Origin of the sequence: Dysgonomonas sp. ZJ279, from assembly GCF_011039205.1 — a bacterium.
Lineage (GTDB): Bacteria > Bacteroidota > Bacteroidia > Bacteroidales > Dysgonomonadaceae > Dysgonomonas.
This window is the reverse complement of record NZ_JAAKEL010000001.1, coordinates 653363-674862: the sequence shown is the minus strand read 5'-3', so window position 1 is coordinate 674862 and position 21500 is coordinate 653363. Positions and strand designations below refer to the sequence as shown.

General features: G+C 36.2%; 18 protein-coding genes. 12 read left to right on the top strand and 6 right to left on the bottom strand.

Going from position 1 to position 21500, the window contains the following annotated elements; genetic code table 11:
- Window positions 1-3 precede the first annotated feature (3 nt).
- From G7Y57_RS03015 to G7Y57_RS02960, 12 genes are all read left to right on the top strand, one after another.
- Window positions 4-1437 carry an alpha-L-fucosidase gene (locus tag G7Y57_RS03015; RefSeq protein WP_165020685.1) on the top strand — a complete coding sequence of 478 codons (1434 nt, stop codon included), beginning with the start codon at window positions 4-6 and terminating at the stop codon, window positions 1435-1437.
- A 183-nt stretch (window positions 1438-1620) separates the two neighbouring features.
- The gene (locus G7Y57_RS18160) at window positions 1621-1830 is read left to right on the top strand and encodes a 4Fe-4S binding protein (protein WP_165020684.1); all 210 of its coding nucleotides are present in this window, start codon (window positions 1621-1623) and stop codon (window positions 1828-1830) included.
- Window positions 1831-2009: 179 nt separating this feature from the next.
- A complete protein-coding gene (locus G7Y57_RS03005) occupies window positions 2010-2426 on the top strand; it encodes a hypothetical protein (RefSeq protein WP_185153917.1) in 417 nt (138 codons plus the stop codon).
- A 22-nt stretch (window positions 2427-2448) separates the two neighbouring features.
- Window positions 2449-3018: an RNA polymerase sigma factor gene (locus G7Y57_RS03000; RefSeq protein ID WP_165020683.1), complete on the top strand. Its 570-nt coding sequence runs from the start codon at window positions 2449-2451 to the stop codon at window positions 3016-3018.
- A gap of 201 nt (window positions 3019-3219) precedes the next feature.
- Window positions 3220-5502: a TonB-dependent receptor gene (locus G7Y57_RS02995; protein ID WP_165020682.1), complete on the top strand. Its 2283-nt coding sequence runs from the start codon at window positions 3220-3222 to the stop codon at window positions 5500-5502.
- Window positions 5503-5774: 272 nt separating this feature from the next.
- Window positions 5775-7169 carry an alpha-L-fucosidase gene (locus G7Y57_RS02990; RefSeq protein ID WP_165020681.1) on the top strand — a complete coding sequence of 465 codons (1395 nt, stop codon included), beginning with the start codon at window positions 5775-5777 and terminating at the stop codon, window positions 7167-7169.
- Window positions 7170-7392: 223 nt separating this feature from the next.
- Window positions 7393-8181 (top strand): tetratricopeptide repeat protein, encoded by a 789-nt coding sequence (locus G7Y57_RS02985; protein WP_165020680.1) that lies wholly within the window; start codon window positions 7393-7395, stop codon window positions 8179-8181.
- A 312-nt stretch (window positions 8182-8493) separates the two neighbouring features.
- Window positions 8494-9081: a PspC domain-containing protein gene (locus tag G7Y57_RS02980; RefSeq protein ID WP_165020679.1), complete on the top strand. Its 588-nt coding sequence runs from the start codon at window positions 8494-8496 to the stop codon at window positions 9079-9081.
- A gap of 11 nt (window positions 9082-9092) precedes the next feature.
- A complete protein-coding gene (locus G7Y57_RS02975; protein ID WP_165020678.1) occupies window positions 9093-9428 on the top strand; it encodes a PadR family transcriptional regulator in 336 nt (111 codons plus the stop codon).
- A 10-nt stretch (window positions 9429-9438) separates the two neighbouring features.
- Window positions 9439-10938 (top strand): PspC domain-containing protein, encoded by a 1500-nt coding sequence (locus G7Y57_RS02970; RefSeq protein ID WP_165020677.1) that lies wholly within the window; start codon window positions 9439-9441, stop codon window positions 10936-10938.
- A gap of 189 nt (window positions 10939-11127) precedes the next feature.
- Window positions 11128-11616, top strand: coding sequence for a hypothetical protein (locus G7Y57_RS02965; protein ID WP_165020676.1), 489 nt, complete (start codon window positions 11128-11130; stop codon window positions 11614-11616).
- Between the two features lie 291 nt (window positions 11617-11907).
- Window positions 11908-12891 (top strand): tetratricopeptide repeat protein, encoded by a 984-nt coding sequence (locus tag G7Y57_RS02960; protein WP_165020675.1) that lies wholly within the window; start codon window positions 11908-11910, stop codon window positions 12889-12891.
- A 6-nt stretch (window positions 12892-12897) separates the two neighbouring features.
- On the opposite strand, the gene G7Y57_RS02955 is transcribed toward G7Y57_RS02960, so the two are convergent.
- The 6 genes from G7Y57_RS02955 to G7Y57_RS02930 all read right to left on the bottom strand — a co-directional run bounded on the left by G7Y57_RS02955 (window position 12898) and on the right by G7Y57_RS02930 (window position 21367).
- Window positions 12898-13464, bottom strand: a complete 567-nt coding sequence (locus tag G7Y57_RS02955; protein ID WP_165020674.1) for a hypothetical protein — start codon at window positions 13462-13464, stop codon at window positions 12898-12900.
- Window positions 13465-13591: 127 nt separating this feature from the next.
- Window positions 13592-14173: a DUF1287 domain-containing protein gene (locus tag G7Y57_RS02950; protein WP_165020673.1), complete on the bottom strand. Its 582-nt coding sequence runs from the start codon at window positions 14171-14173 to the stop codon at window positions 13592-13594.
- A gap of 139 nt (window positions 14174-14312) precedes the next feature.
- Window positions 14313-15926: a RagB/SusD family nutrient uptake outer membrane protein gene (locus G7Y57_RS02945; protein WP_165020672.1), complete on the bottom strand. Its 1614-nt coding sequence runs from the start codon at window positions 15924-15926 to the stop codon at window positions 14313-14315.
- 19 nt (window positions 15927-15945) lie between these two features.
- Window positions 15946-19101: a SusC/RagA family TonB-linked outer membrane protein gene (locus G7Y57_RS02940; RefSeq protein WP_165020671.1), complete on the bottom strand. Its 3156-nt coding sequence runs from the start codon at window positions 19099-19101 to the stop codon at window positions 15946-15948.
- Between the two features lie 510 nt (window positions 19102-19611).
- The gene (locus G7Y57_RS02935) at window positions 19612-20388 is read right to left on the bottom strand and encodes a hypothetical protein (RefSeq protein ID WP_165020670.1); all 777 of its coding nucleotides are present in this window, start codon (window positions 20386-20388) and stop codon (window positions 19612-19614) included.
- A 64-nt stretch (window positions 20389-20452) separates the two neighbouring features.
- Window positions 20453-21367: a LysR family transcriptional regulator gene (locus G7Y57_RS02930; RefSeq protein WP_165020669.1), complete on the bottom strand. Its 915-nt coding sequence runs from the start codon at window positions 21365-21367 to the stop codon at window positions 20453-20455.
- Between the last annotated feature and the right edge of the window lie 133 nt (window positions 21368-21500).

Here is a 21500-nt window from a genome sequence, read left to right as displayed (position 1 = left end):
CCAGTGAAAAACAAAATTCTATCATTATTCCTTTTGTCAGCATTGGCAATATCAACGGCTTCGGCTCAAACGTATGCGCATGGTCGCTCCTCGACATACACGTGGCCAAAAGACAAACAAGTTCTCGAAAAACTTGATAAATGGCAAGATCAAAAGTTTGGTATGCTTATACACTTTGGTCTGTACTCTCAATTGGGTATAGTTGAATCGTGGTCTATCTGTGCGGAAGAAGAAGATTGGATTCCACGCGATTCGACAATTACGTACGACGATTACAAGCGCCAGTATTGGAATACGATAAATGAATTCAAACCAGACAAGCTCAATCCTTCGGCATGGGCTGCATATGGTAAAAAAGCAGGAATGAATTATGCTGTATTTACAACAAAACATCACGATGGATTCAACCTATTCGATACGAAGCAATCTGATTTCTCTGTTGCCAATGGTGCTTTCCGTAACGATCCACGCAAAAATGTAGCGAAAGAGGTTTTCAACGCTTTTCGCGACCAAGGATATATGATCGGTGCTTATTATTCTAAACCCGATTGGCATTCGCAATACTATTGGTGGGATAGATATGCTACACCAACCCGTAACAACAACTACGACACAGAAAAAAACTCTTGGCGTTGGGGTAAATTCAAAGAATTCACCTATAACCAAATAGAAGAACTTATGAATGGTGATTATGGTTCTATCGATATCCTATGGCTAGACGGTGGCTGGGTACGACCTGCTCGCGAAAACGACGGACAACGTGCAGGCAAAGCCTACAAAGGAGCGCAAGATATAGATATGCCGAAGATTGCTGCTATGGCTCGCCGCCATCAGCCGGGACTGTTGGTAGTAGATCGCACAGTGCCGGGCGAATATGAAAACTATCAAACCCCTGAGCGTGGTATTCCTGAAACTCAACTCGAAAATCCTTGGGAAAGCTGCATCACTCTTGGATGGGATTGGGGATATGTGCCTACCGATCAGTATAAATCTCCGGCTACTGTTGTACACACTTTAGTCGAGATTGTAGCAAAAGGCGGAAGCTTATTACTTGGCATCGGACCTAAACCCGACGGAACGCTACCACAAGCTGTTGAGCAACGCTTAGAAAAAATTGGAGAGTGGACATTGAAAAATGGTGAGGCAATATACAATACGCGCATTACACCTGTATATAATGATGGTTCCACATGGTTTACTCAAAGTAAAGATGGCAAAAAAATATATGCTATTACAAATCTAGAAGAGGGTAAACCCTTACCTAAAACTATTATTTGGAAAGGAAACGAACCGATAAAAGGCAGCAAAGTTATATTCCTTCAAACAGGAAAAACGGTAAGTTGGAAAAAAACAGCTAACGGCATAGAGGTAAATATTCCGAAAGGTCTACCTGCAGATCAGCCTGCTCTGGCTTTCTCTTTTGTAACGGAAAAATAAATTGTTATTCTCCTCAACATACTAAAGCCCTTAGCTACTACAGCTAAGGGCTTTATCTTTTTGGGTTGAATTATTTCCCTTCAATAATCAAAATAATTCATTTTCCTTAAAATATTATTTCGAGTCGTTCGTCTTAGATAGTAGAAGATATCTTGAGTGTATAAATAAGATTAGTAAAATTAAATGAGAAACGATGAAAAAACATTATTAAAAATATCGAGCAGAAAATGTACAGGATGCGAATTATGTGCGGCTGTCTGCCCATCTCAGATACTCAATATGGTATTCTTGAGTAATAAAGAATGCGCAAGGATATCAAAACAAAATAAATGTATAGGTTGCCTTAGTTGCATCGAAATATGCGAGAGTGGAGCAATCAGACTTATAAATTAATAGATTATGGAAAAGAAAAAAGAAAAGAAAAGAAAACTATAAACGACATTATGCTTATACCTGTCTTAGCGATTATAGTAACAATATTAATGTGGGGTTGCAATGCACTAATCCCCTTCTTAATAAACTAATAAAGAAATAAAAATCAGTATAGTAATAAATTAGAAATATAGATAATTATGAAAATGACTAAAACAAAAAAATTCCTTGGAGTTTTAATTTTTATCGCAGTTGCGGCATTGGGTATAGCAGTTGCAATGTTATTATGGAATGCCCTTATACCTCAAATAATAGGCTGGACAACAATAAACTATTGGCAAGCTGCAGGATTATTGATTCTTTGTCGCTTATTATTCGGAGGATTTGGTAAATTTGGACATGGTGGTTGTGGCAGGCACAGGAGATTTTTTGGTGGTCATGGTAGAAAACATAGTCACGTATTCGAAAAGATGGAAGGAATGTCTCGTCAAGAACGTAGAGAATACATGAAAGAACATATAAGGAGATTTCATCCTTTTGATGACGATGATAGAAGGTACGATGATGAAAGGAGATATGGAGACGAAAAAAGAGGAGAACAAACACCGGAACAGTAAATTATCTGTTTAATAATCTTATATGACAACAACAAATGCTGAAAGCCTAAATGTTTCAGATATATTCAAAAAATACCGTTCACAGTTAAAAAGCTACATAAACAAGCGTGTGCTGTCGAAAGAAGATGGAGAAGATATATTGCAGAATGTATTTTATCAACTATCGAAAGTGGATATGTTGGAAAATCCTATCGAACAAATATCATCATGGTTATATTCGGTAACCCGCAATCAGATAGTAGACCGTAGCCGTAAACAAAAAGAGGTTGCAATGCCATATATTAATTCAGGAAGTGACAATGATTCATTTTTGACCGAAATTACAGAAACACTATTATTCGACAAAGATGCTTCTCCTGAAAATGAGTATTTACGCTCTCTAGTTTGGAAAGAGTTGGAGTTAGCCCTGAATGACCTACCTGTAGAACAACGGGAGATATTTGAGCTCACAGAACTAGAAGGCTTCTCCTTTAAAGAAATATCTGCTGTGTCAGGTGTTGCAGTCAACACATTGATATCGAGAAAACGATATGCAGTATTGCACTTACGAGAATGCCTACGACATTTATATACTGAATTATTGGAAGATTAGCGAATACGACTGATATCATTTTACAAAAACGTCTTTTAAGTCTGGCTTTCAAGACGTTTTTCTATTACTACAAAACACCTCTTATACCTATATATGGGTATAAGAGGTATTTATTTTCATTATATATAGCGACTATATAAATCTATGAATTTATATATCTTTGCGCAGTTTTTTTCATACAGCTACTTTAATCTCTAATATATGTCACGTTTTACCTTACTGATACTACTATCATTATTCTCCATTTCCTTATTTAGCCAGCTTTCAATAAACGTAAGTGGCCATGTTGTCGACAACAGCAGCGGAGAGCATCTACCCTACGTTACTATTGGTGTAAAAAACACAAATTTAGGGACAGTGAGTGATGAGAGTGGTCATTTCATAATCAAAAACATGAAACCCGGAAAGTATGTTATTGTTGCTCAAACAATGGGTTTCAAGCAAGAAGAACAAGAGGTTCTATTAACACCCGGACATAATGTCGACCTACATTTTCACATGGAAGCATCGGAGACACAACTCGATGATGTGGTAGTCACCGCAAACCGAAATGAAAGCAAACGCCGCGAAGCATCGGTAATAGTAGGTGTTGTCGATCAAAAGCTGATGGAGACTACAAATTCCGTCAATCTGGCTCAGGGCTTAAATTTTCAATCAGGACTACGAGTAGAGAATAACTGTCAGAATTGCGGATTTCAACAAGTAAGAATAAATGGACTAGAGGGTCCATACTCTCAAATACTTATAGACAGCAAACCTATATTCAGCTCTTTAGCCGGAGTTTATGGTATCGAGCAAATCCCGGCAAATATGATCGAGCGTGTCGAAGTTGTGCGTGGAGGAGGTTCTGCTCTGTTCGGTTCAAATGCTATCGGAGGAACAATCAATATTATAACTAAAGAACCTCGCAACAATTCGTTTTCGGTAAGTAATATGTTTTCTCTAATCGACGGCAATTCTCCAGACAATGTATTAACAATGAATACCAGCTTGATAACCGATGATCAGAAAGCAGGGATATACATGTTCGGTATGATTCGCGACCGTAGAGAATGGGATGCCGATGGTGACGGATTTTCAGAATTAGGAAAACTGAATTCACAAACATATGGCTTTCGGAGTTATTACAAACCGACCAGCCTAAGTAAACTGACATTAGAATACCATCGCATTAATGAATACCGCCGAGGTGGAGATAGTCTGCAATTGCCTCCTCATGAGGTGCAAATAGCTGAAATGGCTGATCACAACATCAATGGTGGTGGAATAAACTACAATATTTTCAGCGGCGATTATCTACATAATGTAAATTTGTATACTTCGCTGCAACATACCGGACGAGACACTTATTATGGTGCAAACTACAATCCGAATGCTTACGGAACGACAGATAATATGACTTTGGCATCGGGTGCGCAATACTCTTACCAGATGGCAAACCTATTTTTCATGCCTGCTCAGGTTACTGCGGGATTCGAGTTCAATTACGACAATCTCCACGATGAAATGTTAGGCTACGGGCGCAACCTGAAACAGATAACCCGTATATACGGTGGCTATCTGCAAAATGAATGGAAAAACGATATGTTTACAATCCTATTGGGAGCACGACTCGATAAGCATAATCTGATTGACAACCCTATTTTCAGTCCACGAATCAATGTTCGCTATGCGCCTATCTGGAATTTAAATATGAGAGCAAGTTATGCCGAAGGCTATCGCGCTCCTCAAACATTCGACGAAGATTTACATATCACAGCTGTAAATGGCGAAGTATCGTTTATCGAGAATGCAAAAAACTTGTCAGCCGAGCACTCGCATAGCTTTAGTCTTAGTGCTGATTATACATTTGATGTTGGAGGTTGGAATTTCAACTTATTAGCTGACGGCTTCTATACACGCCTGGACGATGTGTTTGTATTGGAAGAAATTGGCACTGATGAAGGTGGCAACATGATAAAAGAACGACGTAATGGTAGCGGTGCAGTAGTAAAAGGCGTAAATCTCGAATTAAAAATAACACCTGCTAATTGGGTTCAAATACAATCGGGCTTCACTATCCAGCAAAGCAATTACAGAGAACCCGAACAATGGAGCGAAGACACAAGTGTAGAGCCAACCAAACGAATGCTGCGCACACCGAACGAATATGGTTTTTTTGCTGCAAATTTCACTCCAACAAAAAAACTGACAGCATCGATGTCTGGAATATATACAGGCAGGATGTTTGTACCCCACTTCGCAGGATATATACCTAAAAACGAATTAAAACATACTCCCGATTTTTTTGATTTATCATTGAAGTTAGCCTATGATTTCCCTATAAGCAACAAAATCACATTACAATTATACGGCGGTGTTCAGAATATATTTAATAGTTTCCAAGAAGACTTTGACCGAGGACCGAACCGTGATGCAGGATACATGTATGGCCCGGGGCTACCACGCACCTTTTTTATGGGAATAAAGCTCGGACAATTTTGATTTATAAATAAACAGGGTGTGTCATAAATAAGTGTACACTGTCTAAGTGTTATTCTCTTTTGTCATTCTGAACGAAGTGAAGAATCTTGACTATCCATCGAGAGATCCTTCCCTCCGTTCAGTATGACAATATCATACGAGAAATTACTTGTGACACACCCTCTTTTTGTATATTTCACGGGTAAAACTCATTGCTCATCCTTTCATAAAATAAGAATTATATCTATCTTAGTATTATAATTATTTGACGCATTAACCTTAAGAAGTAAAGCATGAAAAAAACCTTTTTACTAACCCTTATTATATTATTAGGGTTTTCCTTATCAGTATCTTCACAGCAAAAATCATTATTGCAATTACAGCAAGATTTTGTAGACCTACGTTTTGGAATGTTTATCCATTTCAATATTCCGACATATATGGTTGACGACTGGGCCGACCCCGATGCTTCGCCTGAGATTTTCAATCCGATAAAACTAGATTGTGGTCAGTGGGCAAAAACAGCAAAAGAAGCTAATATGTCGTACGGCTGCCTCACCACAAAGCATCACAGTGGCTTCTGTATCTGGGATACTAAAACTACCGATTATAGTGTTATGAGTAGTCCCTTCAAACGCGATGTTGTAAAAGAATATGTAGATGCATTCCGAGCCGAAGGTTTGAATGTAATGCTGTACTATTCCATTTTAGATACACATCATAAATTACGCCCGGGACATATAACGCCTAAACATATAGATATGGTGAAAGCTCAATTGACAGAGCTCTTAACTAATTATGGTGAAATTAAAGCACTAGTTATAGATGGATGGGATGCTCCATGGTCACGAATTTCTTATGATGAAATACCATTCGAAGATATTTACTATCTGGTAAAATCATTACAGCCTAATTGTTTGATCATGGACCTGAATGCAGCAAAGTATCCTACCGAGGCTCTGTTTTATACCGATATCAAATCGTATGAACAAGGTGCAGGACAACATATATCGAAAGAGAGCAATAAGCTACCGGCTCTGTCTTGCTTACCAATCAACGAAAACTGGTTCTGGAAAGAAAGCTTCCCTACTACACCGGTAAAAGACCCGGCATTTTTAGTAAATGATAATATCGTTCCATTCAATAAGGTATTCTGTAATTTCATATTGAATGCAGCACCTAATCGCGACGGACTAATAGACGATAACGCTGTGGCAGCTTTTCGCCAAATAGGTAAACTATGGAAAAATGAAGGTCCTTTAACAAATAAGCTTCCTGTAGCCGAAGCACCTATTATTTCGTCTAATATCGCAAAATTCAAACCGTCGAATTCAAGCTGGAGCTCGGATATGCAACTAATGGATTTTGCTAACGATGATAATTTCAGATCGGGATGGGAATCAAATCCGCAAATTAAGAAACCATGGTGGGAAGTTGATTTAGGTAACGAGCAGCCCATAAACATGATAACTTTTGTTGAAAAGAATCTAAAGAACGATATTCAAACATATCGCTTAGAATATCTATCGAATGATCAGTGGAAGCCTTTATTCTCAGGTGCTAAATCTGACATAATCAAAATCCATCGCTTCGATCGTGTATGGGGTAATAAAGTTCGCATCTCAATAGATGGATCTAAGGCTGCCCCCACCATTGCCGAATTTGGAGTGTATAATGAAAGACTATAACTGACAAAGCTCATAAAAGAAGAAGCGACTCGAAATTTACTTTTAGGTCGCTCCTTCTTTATAAATCAATAAACAAACTCAATCATCAGATTGTATGATAATTACTTCATATTCATTGATCACGGGTAATGATTAAAATTTAAAAATGGGTTTGAAAAATACAGAACAATCAATATTATGAATGAGTAATTTTAATACTTTTGTTCTAAACTGATAAATGAGTATGAAACAACTTTATATACTTCTATTTCCTTTCCTATTCACATCGTGTAATGTCGTAGACAGCATGGGAACTACCGGAATAATTATTTTATTCGCCATCTTAATGCTGGCAATGATAGGTATGTTTATGTATGTTGCAAAAAAGAAAAAACAGGCCGAACAGACTGCTACCGGATTTTCGCGCGATGTAAAAGCTATGATCGATAAGTTAGGCAATCCTAAAGATAAAATAAAAGCATTGGAGCAAACCATCGATCGAATAAAAGCTGACGAAACATACAAGAAAACTACAGCGTGGCGTGACAGCCTCTTATCGAAAGTATATCAGCACATGGCTGCGGTATATTTCACGATGAACGAAGAAGAAAAAGTAATAGAAACCTGCACCGAAATAATAGCTCTGGAACCCGGAAATATGATGAGTTACTACAACCGGGGATCGTTATATAGCAATCGGGGACAGTATGAGAAGGCTCTAAAAGATCTGACCGAAGCTATCAGCATAGATTCATCATACGCAAGCACCTACAATAATAGAGGATTGGTATACGACAAAATGGGGCAGCATGAAAAAGCCATTATAGATTTCGGTTATGCTATTGAGCTGGAAGAGTCTCCTATTGCCTATTTCAACAGAGCAAATACCTATATGGAGCTTAATGACTATGAAAAAGCCATTATAGATTACAAAACTGTATTAGAGATAGACACAGAAGACTTAACAGATTTGAGAAATGATGTTGAAAAGGCTCTAGATTATGCACAAGAGAAACTCCACGAGAAAGAATAGACAATAAAAGATAAGTAAAAAAAGGCCGTGCTTCTAATATTTCCATTAGAAGTACGGCCTTTTTATTTCTGAATATTACACCTTTACCTGCTAAAATACCAACTTTAATAATTAGGAATCAACAAATAAAAAAACTAAATAGGTTAATTAAAGTTAATTAACCAAAACCGAATAACGCATAATCAACTATTAAACAGCAATATAATAAATTAGTATAAATAAAATAGAGCTACCATGTATTGCATAGTACTAATATTATTACATATATTTGCATAACAAACAACTGTGCATAAAATTATAATATGAAATATTATGAAAAAAGTAATAGAAGTCAGTATAGGAGGTATCAACTTTACAGTAGAAGATGATGCGTATTTTCGTTTGAAAGATTATTTGAAACGCTTTGAGGCAACAATTCCCGATGCTGACGAAGCACGTGAGGTGATGGAAGATGTAGAAGCACGTGTTGCCGAAATATTTCAGGATGAGATGAAGTATTCTAATCAGGTAGTAAATATGAAACTTGTAGAAACAGTAATAGATCATTTGGGTGTGATAGAAACTGAGTTTGATGAAGAACCCAAAACAAGCACATCGGGCACAAGGTACAAGGCGGATAACGAAGGTTATCAAAAAGGAGAAAAACGTCTTTATCGAAATCCCGATGAAAAAATGATTGCTGGTGTATGTACAGGACTAGCAGCTTACTTTGACGTTGATGTAACAATTATAAGAATATTATTTGTAGCGATCTTCTTCCTATATGGAGCCGCACTAATAACTTATATTGTGATATGGATAGTAGCTCCTATAGCGAATACTGTTCCTCAAAAATTAGCTATGAGAGGTTTCGCCCCCACAGCCGAGAATATTAGAAGATATACATACGAACACAAATAAAACAAATACTCATGGAAACAATTAATGTAGACAATATAAAAGCGCAAATGCGCAAAGGTATTCTTGAGTATTGCATTTTAAGCATACTCTCGAAAGAAGATGCCTATGTATCGGCAATTATCAGCGAACTGAAAGATTCGGAAATGATAGTAGTAGAAGGGACACTATACCCTTTGCTTACCCGACAAAAGAATCAGGGTTTATTAAGCTATCGCTGGGAAGAGTCAACGCAAGGGCCTCCCCGTAAGTATTACGCTATAACTGAAAAAGGACGTGCCGTGTTGAATGAACTCGACAATGTTTGGATAGATCTTGTGAAGGTAATAGACAATATCAGAAACAAATAAAAACAAATATATGAAACCAACTATAAAAGTAAGCATCGGCGGCTTAGCTTTCAGTATCGAAGAGGATGCTTATCATATTTTGAAAACGTATCTGGAAGCTCTCAGAAAGCATTTTGATAAAAATCCGGAAGCTGAAGAAATTGTTGCCGATATAGAGGCGCGTCTGAGCGAACTATTAATCATGCGCATCAATAATACTGATGTTGCCGTTACACTAGAAGATGCCCAAGAGACAATAAAGATAATGGGCAATCCGAAAGATTTTGGAGATGAAGAAGCTGCAACAAATGATAATAGCAATCATTCAAAAGCGGAGGAGACAGGTACTTTCGATATCTTCAAGAAAAAATTATATCGTGATTCCGACCACCGTATTATAAGCGGAATATGTAGCGGATTAGGACATTATCTCAGAGTAGATCCGGCTGCAATACGCATAGCATTGATTGGTATAATATTAATACTAAACATATTCTCGTTCAAAGCCGCCGCTACAGTTGTATTGGCATACATTATTTTCACAATAATAATACCTAAAGCTAAAACTTTTGAGCAAAAGGTATCTATGACAGGAACTAATCCCTCGATAGAGAATATAGAAGATCGCGAATTATTTGCTACAAACAAGAAATACCGAGGAAGTATTTTTACTGACTTTATAAGGGTATTTTTCAATTTTATTTTTGGATTTGCTGCCGTAATAACAATTATAGGACTTATCGCCATTTCGGGAACACTCTTATGGTTGTATTTCGATACGGAAATATTTAATGTGCGAAATTATTTAGCACTGATAGGTATGAATACTATCGATTTTAGAATCGCCATGGTATTGCTATTTATTCTCCCTCTTGTCGGCCTCTTCAACCTGTTTGTAAAAGGATTACGTCGATCTAGATTTACACCTACAACGCTGGTTAGCTTCATTGTAGGATTGTGCTTCTGGTTCGGTGCTGCATTTTATATAGGAAACAAGGGCATCTCTTGGGCAAAGAATTACAGATATGAAGCTTCCTCTCTAGAGAATATTCCTCTGGCTACGAACTCTGATACCATATATATTAGAATAGCCGATGAATATAAAAATGCTACCCAGCAACCAAATACACCTAACCTGTATTTTAACAGGCTTAAAGGTAGAGATAGAGCTGTATTTATTCTACCCAGAGTACAAATCGAGCAAGACTCTTTATTAACGTCTTGCACGGTAGAAGTAGATAAAAAGGTTTTTAGCAGAACTTATGATGATGCACAGCAAAGAGCGAATAATTTGCGCCTAGACTACACAAGTAAAGACTCTTTATTCATCATTAGCCCTAAGTGGTATGATAATGACAATCCATGGGATAGAGAGATAATTTCGATCAAAATTAAAACCCCTGCTAATAAAACTATTATTGTGGAACAACCTCTAAGAGACTATTACAGGTTTAATTCAGATCGATTTCATCGCAATGGCTGTATAAACAAGTGGGGATGGCACCAAGATTGGGACTGGGATTTCGATTGATCCAGTTTCTAATTACATCTAAAATGTATCGAATTTTCTATTGATAATAAATAAGTTCTTTCTTATTCGTCGGATAGTAGCCAAATAGGTTGCTGTCCGATTAATTTTTATATTAATAACAAATTGAACTTTTATTACTTACATCTTATTTCTATCTTTGCAACCGCAAAATACAAAACAAATCACTTTATGAATACAAAATTACTGAGCAGACTTTTCATTTTAGTCTTTATTACTAGTTTTACACTTATTTCATGCGACAACGAAGATGACCCCAAAATTCCAATATCTACTGATATTGTGGGTGTGTGGACGTACAAAAGTACTCAACCAAACGTAAATGTAGGAGATAATGCCGATTTAGGAAAACAGATTGAAAACTTCATTAGCAGTTATAACGACAATAGCAAAGGGTCTACTTATAAATTCGCTGATAATGGAACCTACATTTTCTCTTCGAATGGCAATGAGCCAATAAATGGAACTTATAAACTCACTGTTAATAATGTCTTTGAATTGAACGATAACGTGCACAATAAACAGACTGCAATTATACAGGATAAAGGGACTAAAACTATTTACATCTCACTAGACCTAAAAGATGTTGTTGCCAAAGAATTAAATATTGATGCGAATAAAATTATATCTGCATCATTAATTGAGGTATTCCAAAAATAAAATATCCTCACCCACTATGTTGAGCCTGCAATTATGCAGGCTCTTTTTTGTGAATAAGCGAATATGCAAATAAATTTTTCTCGTGAATATGTAACAAGTTAACCTTTCTTTCGTTTTATATATAGGGGAGCTAATATAAATGCTTTCTCGAATACATAAACACTACTATGAAAAAAATATCTGCCTGAGATAGGTAGATATTTTTGCTTTAATATGAAATAGATACAGCGCATAGTATATAAAGCTTTTTATATATCTTTGCAATAGGAACAAACTTAATTCTTTAAAAAAATGCTCACTAGCAACTCAAGAAGATATATAAAGAAAATAATACCGGTGCTTTGCCTTTCATTTATAATGATAGCCGGTAATTCTTGTAAACTATTCGATAAAGATCTCGAACAGGACAAACATATTGCTGCTTTCCGCCATCAAATGCTTGTTACTCTTGACAGCCTGAAGAATCCAAATGATAGAATACTAAATTTTGAAGGGATTATAGAGCAAATAAATATGGATGAAGCTCTCATTACCCCTCGAAAGAAGACCATTCTGCTTAAAGAATGCTATTCATTTATCAGTAATGAGTATTGCAATATTGAGAACTACGATAAAGCGATTGAATACTGCAATATAAATATTGAATTGGATTCGACAGAGGCCAGTGGATATTTTAATCGTGGTGTAGCATATCAAGGCATTGGAAACGATAGTTTAGCATTGATTGATTATAACAAGGCGATAAATATTAATGGAAATTATACTGACGCTTATTATAATTGCGGAATCATTTACGAAGATTTACAAAAATATGACTTAGCTATTGACAATTACACGAAGGCTATAAAATTAAATCCTTCTTACATTGTCGATGTGTACATAAATAGAGGAAATGCATACGTCGAATTGAGTAACGATCAGAGTGCCATTGCAGATTACAATCAGGCAATACAGATAGATTCTATGGACGTTGTAGCCTATTGTAACAGAGGAAATACTTATACAAATATAGGTGAATACAAAAATGCAATTAATGATTATACAAAGGCGATAAATATAGACTCTTGCTTCGCCGGTGCATACACCAAACGGGCATTTGCTTATGAATTACTGCGTGAATATGACAATGCCGTTGAAGACTATATGAAAGCACTAAGTCTCGATCCTGATAATTCTCAAGGAATCAATGAAATGGCAAAAGCCGGAATTGGCAGAACGAAAACAACCCGAAAAGTCATTAAGGAAATTCATTCAAAGAAACAAAAACAAGGCTGAAATAATTTATTTTAGCTTCTTAACCTTCCCTTTTCCATCTGCTTCGAAACGATATTCGTCGTAGTAAACGCGTCTATCTACAGATCCCGTACGCTTCTTTAGCGAAAATTTATGTTTTACTTTGTTTGGCTTATTGTGCAGAGTAATAGTATATGTTCCTATACCATCAACAGAAATATCATCTGCATCCAATATTTCCATAGCCTTATTTATATTGTTGGCAATCATTGAACAACAATTCATTACTGCAATCTTATGACCTTTGTATTTTTTTGAATTCTCTGTCGCATTATACGTTGTATCTTCTTTAGATGTACCATCCTTTAAATCAATGATGATAGCTTTTCTCTTTTTATTGTTTTGAGGGTCTACGTAAAAAACAATAGCTTTACCCTTTCCGATCGAAAAAGTATCATCATCTGTATCAGCTGCTCTAAAGTCAATCTCAATCACCTCCATATCCGGATTTATATATTCCATTATCATACTATCCAGATATTGAAGATTATCAGTTTCGGTAAAATCGACACCTTTCTCTTTATCAAAAGGCTTTTTAGTTTCCCCACAAGCCATAAACAGAAAAATAATGACAATAGTAATTGTTGGAATAATGCACTTCAAATATCTATACATAATCTTACGAAATTAATTGGAATACTCTAACTGATAAACAACAATGCCTAAAGTTAAATAATCTCTTTTATTTATATTGGTAATGACCCGTAATCTTAAAATTAAATATCATATCTTCAAGTACCTGTCCCCGACCAATATTATGAACAATAAGAGGACGTAGGCCATCCTTAGATTGACGATCTGTGACTATACCAATGTGCGTAATACCACCACCTAAATCCCATGCTACAATATCACCCGGCTTATAGTCGCTTCCTTTATCCGATATTGGCAGAACAATTCCAAAGCGTGAAAAATACATTTGCTGATTCAGCACCCGCCTGTGATCAATATTCCGATCAGTCTTTTTCATACCCCATCTTGTAGGGTATTTACTGAAATTAGCTTTCATATCCTCATGCATTTTTTGCTGCAAATCAATTCCAAGTTTACGATATGCACGAATAACCACATCTGTACAAACACCTTTACCAGCAGGTACATCACCATTCGGATAGGGAATACTATAATAAGCAGGATCATAAGTTACTTTATCTCTGGTTAGCTCTATAGCTGCGGTAGACAGTCGTCTATAAAAGTCTGATTCTTGCGCATAAGAAATAAAGGATATGCAAGATAAGAGTAGGATTGTAATTAATTTCCTCATTGTTGTGTTTCTAAGGGATAAGTGTACACAAATATATTATTATTTAATCAATGTGCAAAAAGATATAAAATAACAAATATAGTAGCTACAAAAAAAGAGGAGCTTAAAGCTCCTCTTTTATATATAGAAATAAAGAATATTAATTTAATGGTTCAGCCATTAGATTAGGATTTCTTTGTATTTCAGAGTTAGGATATGGTAACAAAAGATCTTTCTCGGTGAATGTTCTTCCTCTACCATTTCTAGCTCCAATTACATCCACAAACTGGAATGTAGCAGCAGTAGCACTAGCATCAAGCAAAGGATATTTTCTAGTACGAGTAACATCCATCCAAGTTTTATTTTCGAATATCAACTCACGCATTCTTTCTTTCCAAACTTCTTTTACGAAAGCATCCGGAGATAATGTCGCTAATCGAGCCTCTATGTCAGCTTGCGTTTTAGATATAGATGCACGAGCTTGTATTTTAGCCAAGCGACTAATAGCCAAAGCAGATACATTACCTGTAGCTAAAGTATTAGCTTCAGCATAAATCAAATACATTTCTGCTAATCTATATACAACTCTATCTTTAGTATTTTTAGTATCTATAACAGCTGCCGTTTCTTCAAAAAAGAAGAATGGATATTTTTTAACACGGCCTACTGATAACGGAATAACTTCTCCCGTCAAACGGTTTTTAAACTCAGTATGGAAATATTGACCATCTTGATAACGTAAGTCATCTGTCTTATCATACACATTCAAGAAAGTTGGAATTGGAGTTAAACAGTCATTTACAATATCATATTTAAGTCCAAATACTTTATGGGTCTCAGCAGGAAAACACCACGCACTATACGGTCCCGAATCAGAAATAACACCATCATACTCTATTTGGTATAAATATTCTTTTTCAACATCTGAAGTTCTAAGAACATTATATACACTATTTTCTGCTTTATCCGCACTTTCAATCAAAGCATAAGCAGGATCTTTTATTAGCTGATCAGCATATGCTGCCGCCTTCGCATACATAGATTTATCCTGTAGTGGATAACCACCCATATTCAAAGATACATCAGCAAGAAGAGCTAAAACGCTACCTTTAGACACTCGCATGCCATTAAGCGGAAATGCTGTATCAGCTAAACCTCCATCATTAAGCGCTTCAGTCAAATCTTTAATAATAAAATCATAGATTTTTTTCTCTGAAGAGCGATTAGGATAGAAATTATCATCAGCTAAAGATGTATATTGAACATCTATTAAAGGAACCGGTCCGAAACGTTTAACTAAAAAGAAATAGTTCATTCCTCTAAAGAACTTAGCCTCGGCTAATAATCTGGCACGTTCAGCATCCGTCAATCCCGGACATGTCGGAAGATTCTTGATAGCATAATTTGCTCTTCTGGAAATCTCCACATATAGAGGCGACCAATAATCTCTCAAATCACCATCATTTACATTAGAATCAACCTCTAAGTTCAAGGCATTTGTAATAAAAGTATTCATACCTGCATATGATACATTCTCATACAATCCGGATAAATATCCGTCATACATAGCTCTCGACGCTGTATATGAGCCCGCACCCCACATGCCGGAGAAACCTTGTCTGTATAGAGCATTCACAGCAGCACGGCCATCGGCCGCAGAGGTGAACGGTTTAGTACCATCCTTCTGTGATCTCATTTCTTCTTCTAAGAAGTCATTACAGGAGCTAAATCCTAAAATTGCCAGCGTAATGACTGTATATAAAAATTTTCTCATAATATATTCCTTTTATTTTTTAGAAACTAAGATTTACACCCAATGAATATACTCTAGATGTAGGATATTGGAAGAAAAATGTATTTTGTCCAAACTTATTATCATAAGAAGTTGATTCCGGATCATATCCTTTGAAATCGCTAGAACAGATCACGAATGCATTTTTCACACTTGCATTGATACGTAGAGAAGATAATCCTGTTTTCTTCAATGCACCCGGGCTAACAGTATAACCTAATTGAAGTAAGTTACCTCTGATATACGCACCGTTAGCCACCCAATGAGAGTCACTTTGCGAACTTTGTCCGGAAACCGCAGCATGGCGAATTCTCTGAATCATTGTATTTTGATTAGTTTCAGTCCAAGCATCATATAAAGTTGTACTCAAAGTATTAGTAAGACCGGTTCTATCTTCAAGTGAATGGAAGAAATTTTGTCTAACATCAGCTCCTGATACAAATTGAAGATCTACAGTGAAATCAAAATTCTTATAATAGAAATGATTTATAAGACTACCTGTTATCTCCGGCATACCTTTACCTAGGATTTTCTTATCTGCAGAACGTTTCGCTTCACCTGCTACGAACGAAGGAGATTCACCTTTTGCAGCTGCTCTTGCTGCTTCGGCAGCACCTTCGTCAGAGCTATATGTACCTAAACGCTCGTATCCCCAGAATGTACCTAACGATTCACCTACGCGAAGAATAATATTACCACTAAGGAAATTCGGATCCATGAAAATATCTTCATTATTTACACCTAGTTTCTTAATTTCATTCTTATTGTAGTTCATATTGAATGTTGTTTCCCAACGGAAATCTTTTGATTCAATATTAGTAGTATTAATCATCAAATCAACACCTTGATTATCAACCTGACCAATATTATCCCAAACAACACCATAACCTGTAGTATAAGGGATCGGACGCTCTAGCAATAAATCTTTAGTTTGTTTGTAATAATATGATGCTTCTACATTAATTCTATTATTAAACAAACCGAAATCTACTCCGACATCGAATTGATTGGTTCTCTCCCACTTCAAATCCGGATTAGGAAAACGTTCCAAATAGTTATAAGGGCTTCTAACTCCGCCTAATAAAAGCGTACTAGAAATTAAAGGAGCTTGAGATCTATAAGTATCTATTTCTGTATTACCAGTAGAACCATAACTTGCACGTAGTTTCAAATTAGATATCCACGATGCTTCTTTCATAAAGTCTTCTTCGGTAATGATCCAACCTAGTCCCAAAGAAGGGAATGTTGCATACTTATTGTTTCCTCCAAATCGGGAAGAACCATCGACACGCACTGTAGCAGTTGCTAAGTAACGATCTTTGAAAGCATAACTACCACGAGCGAAGTAAGAGTGCATCGACCATCTGCTCCACCCTGATGTAGGACTTGAAGGTTGGCTGCCGGCTTCTAGATTGTTATATCCGAAGAAATCATCTGGGAAGTATCTAACATCTCCACTATTATTTGAGTCTGTAGTATTTTGAGACCAAGCCATACCTAAAGTACCATTAATACGATGAACCTTATTAATAGTCTTTATGTAAGTCAAATAGGTTTCTTCTTGCCAGAAAAGATGGTCTTCTCTATTAATAAAAGCTCTACCGCTTGAACCTGCTGACATGTTGATCAAATCAGTTCCTTGGTATAATTTGAATTGTCTGAAATTCGCATCAACCCCTATTTGAGTTCTTAAATCTAAACCCGGAAGAATATGGAAAGTAGCTGCTAAGTTACCAAAAATCTTAGTTTTATAGCGATTTCTTTTCACCTCAGTTAATTCATGAACAGGGCTTGGCATAGATTCTAGTCCAAGATTAGTACCACTACTGTTAGAATATGTTCCGTCAGGGTACTTCACAGGGAAAATAGGAGGCATTTCAAGCATCGTACGACGAGCATCTTGTCCACCACCAAAGTCTTCAACTGAATTACCCCAAACGTGGTTAATCATTAAGTTAGTATTAAATGACAACCATTTGTTCACATCTGTATCGTAAGTCAATTTAGCATTCAATCGTTTCGCATAGTTATTAATCAACTGACCTTGTTGATCTGTAAAATTGAAGAATGCTCCTACAGATGACTTATCGCCTTGGCTTTGAATATTTACCTGATGGCTATGAGAAAACGCATCGCGTGTGGCCTCTCTTTGCCAGTTAGTATCATACAAAGGATTACCATTAGAATCGAAAAGATCTTTATTAGATGTATCTGGAACTTGAGCTGTTTTTGATGAATCAAAATACGGTATATTAGCTCTACCAATACGTTGAACTTCCATAAATTCAGCAGAATTCATGACATCAATCTCTTTAAACAAAGTAGAAACTGTTAACCAACCCGCGTATGAAACAACTGTTCCTTTTTTACCGGTGGTACCTCTTTTAGTAGTAACAAGGATAACCCCATTAGCACCACGGGCACCATAAATAGCTGTAGCAGATGCATCTTTCAGCACCTCCATACGCTCAATATCATTTGGATTTAAAAATTGAATGTCGGCCATTTGAACCCCATCAACTACATATAAAGGATTTGTTTCTGTGTTAATAGAGTTTACACCACGAATCAATACACGAGGGCCTTTATCACCAAGTGGATTACCTGTTGTATTAAAAATAGCTACCCCTGCAACACGACCTTTCAGTCCCTCTAATGCATTATTAGCAGGAAGTTGCAACAATTGCTCACCTGTAGCCACACCAATAGATCCTACAACATCCGACTTACGTTGAACACCGTATCCTACTACTACGATATCATCCAACATTTGACTATCTTCCTTAAGAACAATAGTTACATTGGTTTGATTAGCAACATTAACCTCTTGAGACAAGTAGCTAATGTAAGAAAATTGCAGCACCGAATTACCAGTCGGTACTTGCAACGTAAATTTACCGTCAAGATCAGTGATAGTACCAACAGTAGTACCTTTCACTCTGACGCTTACCCCATAAAGAGGCTCTCCGATTTCATCAGACACTGTACCAACAACAGTTTTGGTCTGTTGCTGCATGTCTTCATAAACGCCCATTTCCGATTTCGCATAGATACTTGGAGATGCAGCAACACTACAGCTACCTACAGCCAGCATGGCTATAAGACACTTAGAATGAATACTTTTTCTCCTCACCAAAGATGAAAATGCATTTCTCATAGATGTTTGAGTTTAGTTAAAATATTAAAAAACACTGTGTATTTCATTGATCATATTCTAATATATGTCAACAAATCCTGTCACAAAGATAAAATAAAATTCATCATATGTTCATACATTCCTCTAAAAATCATACCTTTTAGCAGATGTTGTACAACACACATTAACATTTGATCAAACAAAAGATGCGACTAAAAACAATAGACATACAAAGCTGAAAAGAAAAGCACACAACAACTTACACCCAATATGTAAATAATTTAAAATATGCATATTAAGTAGAAGCAAGGACAGAAATAGCAAGATACAAATCAAGACACAGAAATCTAGATGGGCCAGAACACCTCAATTTAACTTATGTTAATTTAACTATAAATAATACTTTGGGATCAAGACAAGAAGACATAAGAAGAAATAACATTTTAGAATAACACCCAAAACGTTATTTACATTTAATATCAAATAAACAAAACAATTGTAAAAAATTAGCCAGTAAAGTAAATAGAAAGATTATTTGGCATAAAAAACCGGTGATATAACCGGACGTGTTTCCCACTTACCATTAAAAGGATTCAACTCGCGAACCATGCCCGCCTCGACGCCAAATTTCTCCGTTATTTTAAATTCAACAGTACCACCATAATAAGACTGCGGATACACACCCACCACAGGAGAACCTGTATTATTACGCTGCCCAAAAGCAGAGTACTGACCATAGACATTGACACGAAAACGATCAGTTAAAAGAAATTTCATATTCCCTCCCACACCTATATCATTATAATGCGCACCATGTACGTTATACTTAGACACATAAGGTCCGCCCGACATCTGCAGCCAAGAAGTCGGTTGATACCCAAATCGGGCGTTCATAACTCTTATTGCGCCCAATGTGGGGTAAGTATCCTGAGTGGAAAGCGTAGTTAAAAAGGCTTGATCGGAAAGCCGATAAAAAGCGGAATAGCTATAATCGTTTGCAAATAAATTATGGACATTTATTGCATTGGGAAAGATTGTAGAAAAAGGATCATAAAACATTGGAGGCAAACTAAAATCGATCGGCTCCGAATTATTTTTTCGCAAAGGTTGATAATCGGGAACGTATGCGGCAGGGGGTTCTTTTAATAATGAAGCATCGTCCGTCCGCAAATAATTATCTATTCGCTCGTTTCTCAATTCAATGTTATTGTTTTTATCAAATAAAGGAATGCTATCCTTTACTGTTTCAATCTGACCATAAGAGTTAGCTGAAATAACGATTAACAACAAGAATAATAGCTTTTTCATAATACAAACCTTTACTATATGAACTCTAAAATTAACTATTTATTATCAGAATCTAAGATATAACTCATACAAATTCATTCAGAGTATCAGTTTTTAAAGCTAGCAAATTTTTCATTTCGTCAATTCGGGAAGCCTCTACACGCAAAGGGTTATAAGCTAAAAATAATGTATTCGTAGTTGAAACAATACCTCTCCACAATATCTTCATATTGCTATCACCAGTACACTTATTAATAAATAAATCGGACACCACACTAATCCCGTTACCTAAGCTTACCGTCTTCAAAATTATATTAATATCAGGAATTACATAATGAGGTTTTATCAGAGGTCTTTTATTGAAGTTTTCCCGCCAAAAACGACGAATAAGAGATAACTCATTGTCATAAGTAATCCAAGCTTGAGCTATCAGCCATTTTTCAGCCTCAACCAGATTATTATCAGCTATGTAGTTATCAAAAACATGACTATCAAAAGAATTATCTGCAACAATCATAAAAGATTCATTCATAATCGGAAGATAAAAAACATCAGGCTTTTCTATCTGTTGGGTAGCTATCACAAAATCCAACTCTTGCTTAACCAAGCGATCAATCAAGTCTTTGGTTAATGCAAACTCCACATTCAAATTAGACTTACACTCTCCTAGTCTATCAACTAAGTAATTATTGAAAAACTCGATCGGACTACCCAAACGAATAGTACTATTTCGCTTCAAAGCCGATTTTCGGAATTCAGTTTCTACCTTTTCCAAATTTTCTACCGATTCTACAATTTGCGTGTAGAGCAATTTGCCATATTCCGTAGGTACTAATCTACGAGGTAACCTATCAAACAGTTTATGTCCGACATGATTCTCCAAGGCTGCAAGCTGAACACTCACATTGGGCTGGGATATAAGAAGTTCATGCGAAGCTTTTGTCAGATTACCAGCTTGATAAATTGCCTTAAATGTTCTATACCATTCAAAATTAACCATATTACAAAGATACAAATTATCTATTCATATTTTAATACATATCTATTAATTTTACTATTTTACAAATAGATATTATATCCTTATCTTTGTAAAGCAGAAAAGCAATCTATCTGCATTTTAAACAATTACAAGA

What these genes read in the sequence shown, in the direction of transcription:
- G7Y57_RS18160 (WP_165020684.1), top strand. Translation starts at nt 1,621, where the DNA reads ATGAGAAACGATGAAAAAACATTATTAAAAATATCGAGCAGAAAATGT.
- G7Y57_RS03005 (WP_185153917.1), top strand. Translation starts at nt 2,010, where the DNA reads ATGAAAATGACTAAAACAAAAAAATTCCTTGGAGTTTTAATTTTTATC.
- G7Y57_RS03000 (WP_165020683.1), top strand. Translation starts at nt 2,449, where the DNA reads ATGACAACAACAAATGCTGAAAGCCTAAATGTTTCAGATATATTCAAA.
- G7Y57_RS02995 (WP_165020682.1), top strand. Translation starts at nt 3,220, where the DNA reads ATGTCACGTTTTACCTTACTGATACTACTATCATTATTCTCCATTTCC.
- G7Y57_RS02990 (WP_165020681.1), top strand. Translation starts at nt 5,775, where the DNA reads ATGAAAAAAACCTTTTTACTAACCCTTATTATATTATTAGGGTTTTCC.
- G7Y57_RS02985 (WP_165020680.1), top strand. Translation starts at nt 7,393, where the DNA reads ATGAAACAACTTTATATACTTCTATTTCCTTTCCTATTCACATCGTGT.
- G7Y57_RS02980 (WP_165020679.1), top strand. Translation starts at nt 8,494, where the DNA reads ATGAAAAAAGTAATAGAAGTCAGTATAGGAGGTATCAACTTTACAGTA.
- G7Y57_RS02975 (WP_165020678.1), top strand. Translation starts at nt 9,093, where the DNA reads ATGGAAACAATTAATGTAGACAATATAAAAGCGCAAATGCGCAAAGGT.
- G7Y57_RS02970 (WP_165020677.1), top strand. Translation starts at nt 9,439, where the DNA reads ATGAAACCAACTATAAAAGTAAGCATCGGCGGCTTAGCTTTCAGTATC.
- G7Y57_RS02965 (WP_165020676.1), top strand. Translation starts at nt 11,128, where the DNA reads ATGAATACAAAATTACTGAGCAGACTTTTCATTTTAGTCTTTATTACT.
- G7Y57_RS02960 (WP_165020675.1), top strand. Translation starts at nt 11,908, where the DNA reads ATGCTCACTAGCAACTCAAGAAGATATATAAAGAAAATAATACCGGTG.
- G7Y57_RS02955 (WP_165020674.1), bottom strand. Translation starts at nt 13,464, where the DNA reads ATGGCTTGTGGGGAAACTAAAAAGCCTTTTGATAAAGAGAAAGGTGTC.
- G7Y57_RS02950 (WP_165020673.1), bottom strand. Translation starts at nt 14,173, where the DNA reads ATGAGGAAATTAATTACAATCCTACTCTTATCTTGCATATCCTTTATT.
- G7Y57_RS02945 (WP_165020672.1), bottom strand. Translation starts at nt 15,926, where the DNA reads ATGAGAAAATTTTTATATACAGTCATTACGCTGGCAATTTTAGGATTT.
- G7Y57_RS02940 (WP_165020671.1), bottom strand. Translation starts at nt 19,101, where the DNA reads ATGAGAAATGCATTTTCATCTTTGGTGAGGAGAAAAAGTATTCATTCT.
- G7Y57_RS02935 (WP_165020670.1), bottom strand. Translation starts at nt 20,388, where the DNA reads ATGAAAAAGCTATTATTCTTGTTGTTAATCGTTATTTCAGCTAACTCT.
- G7Y57_RS02930 (WP_165020669.1), bottom strand. Translation starts at nt 21,367, where the DNA reads ATGGTTAATTTTGAATGGTATAGAACATTTAAGGCAATTTATCAAGCT.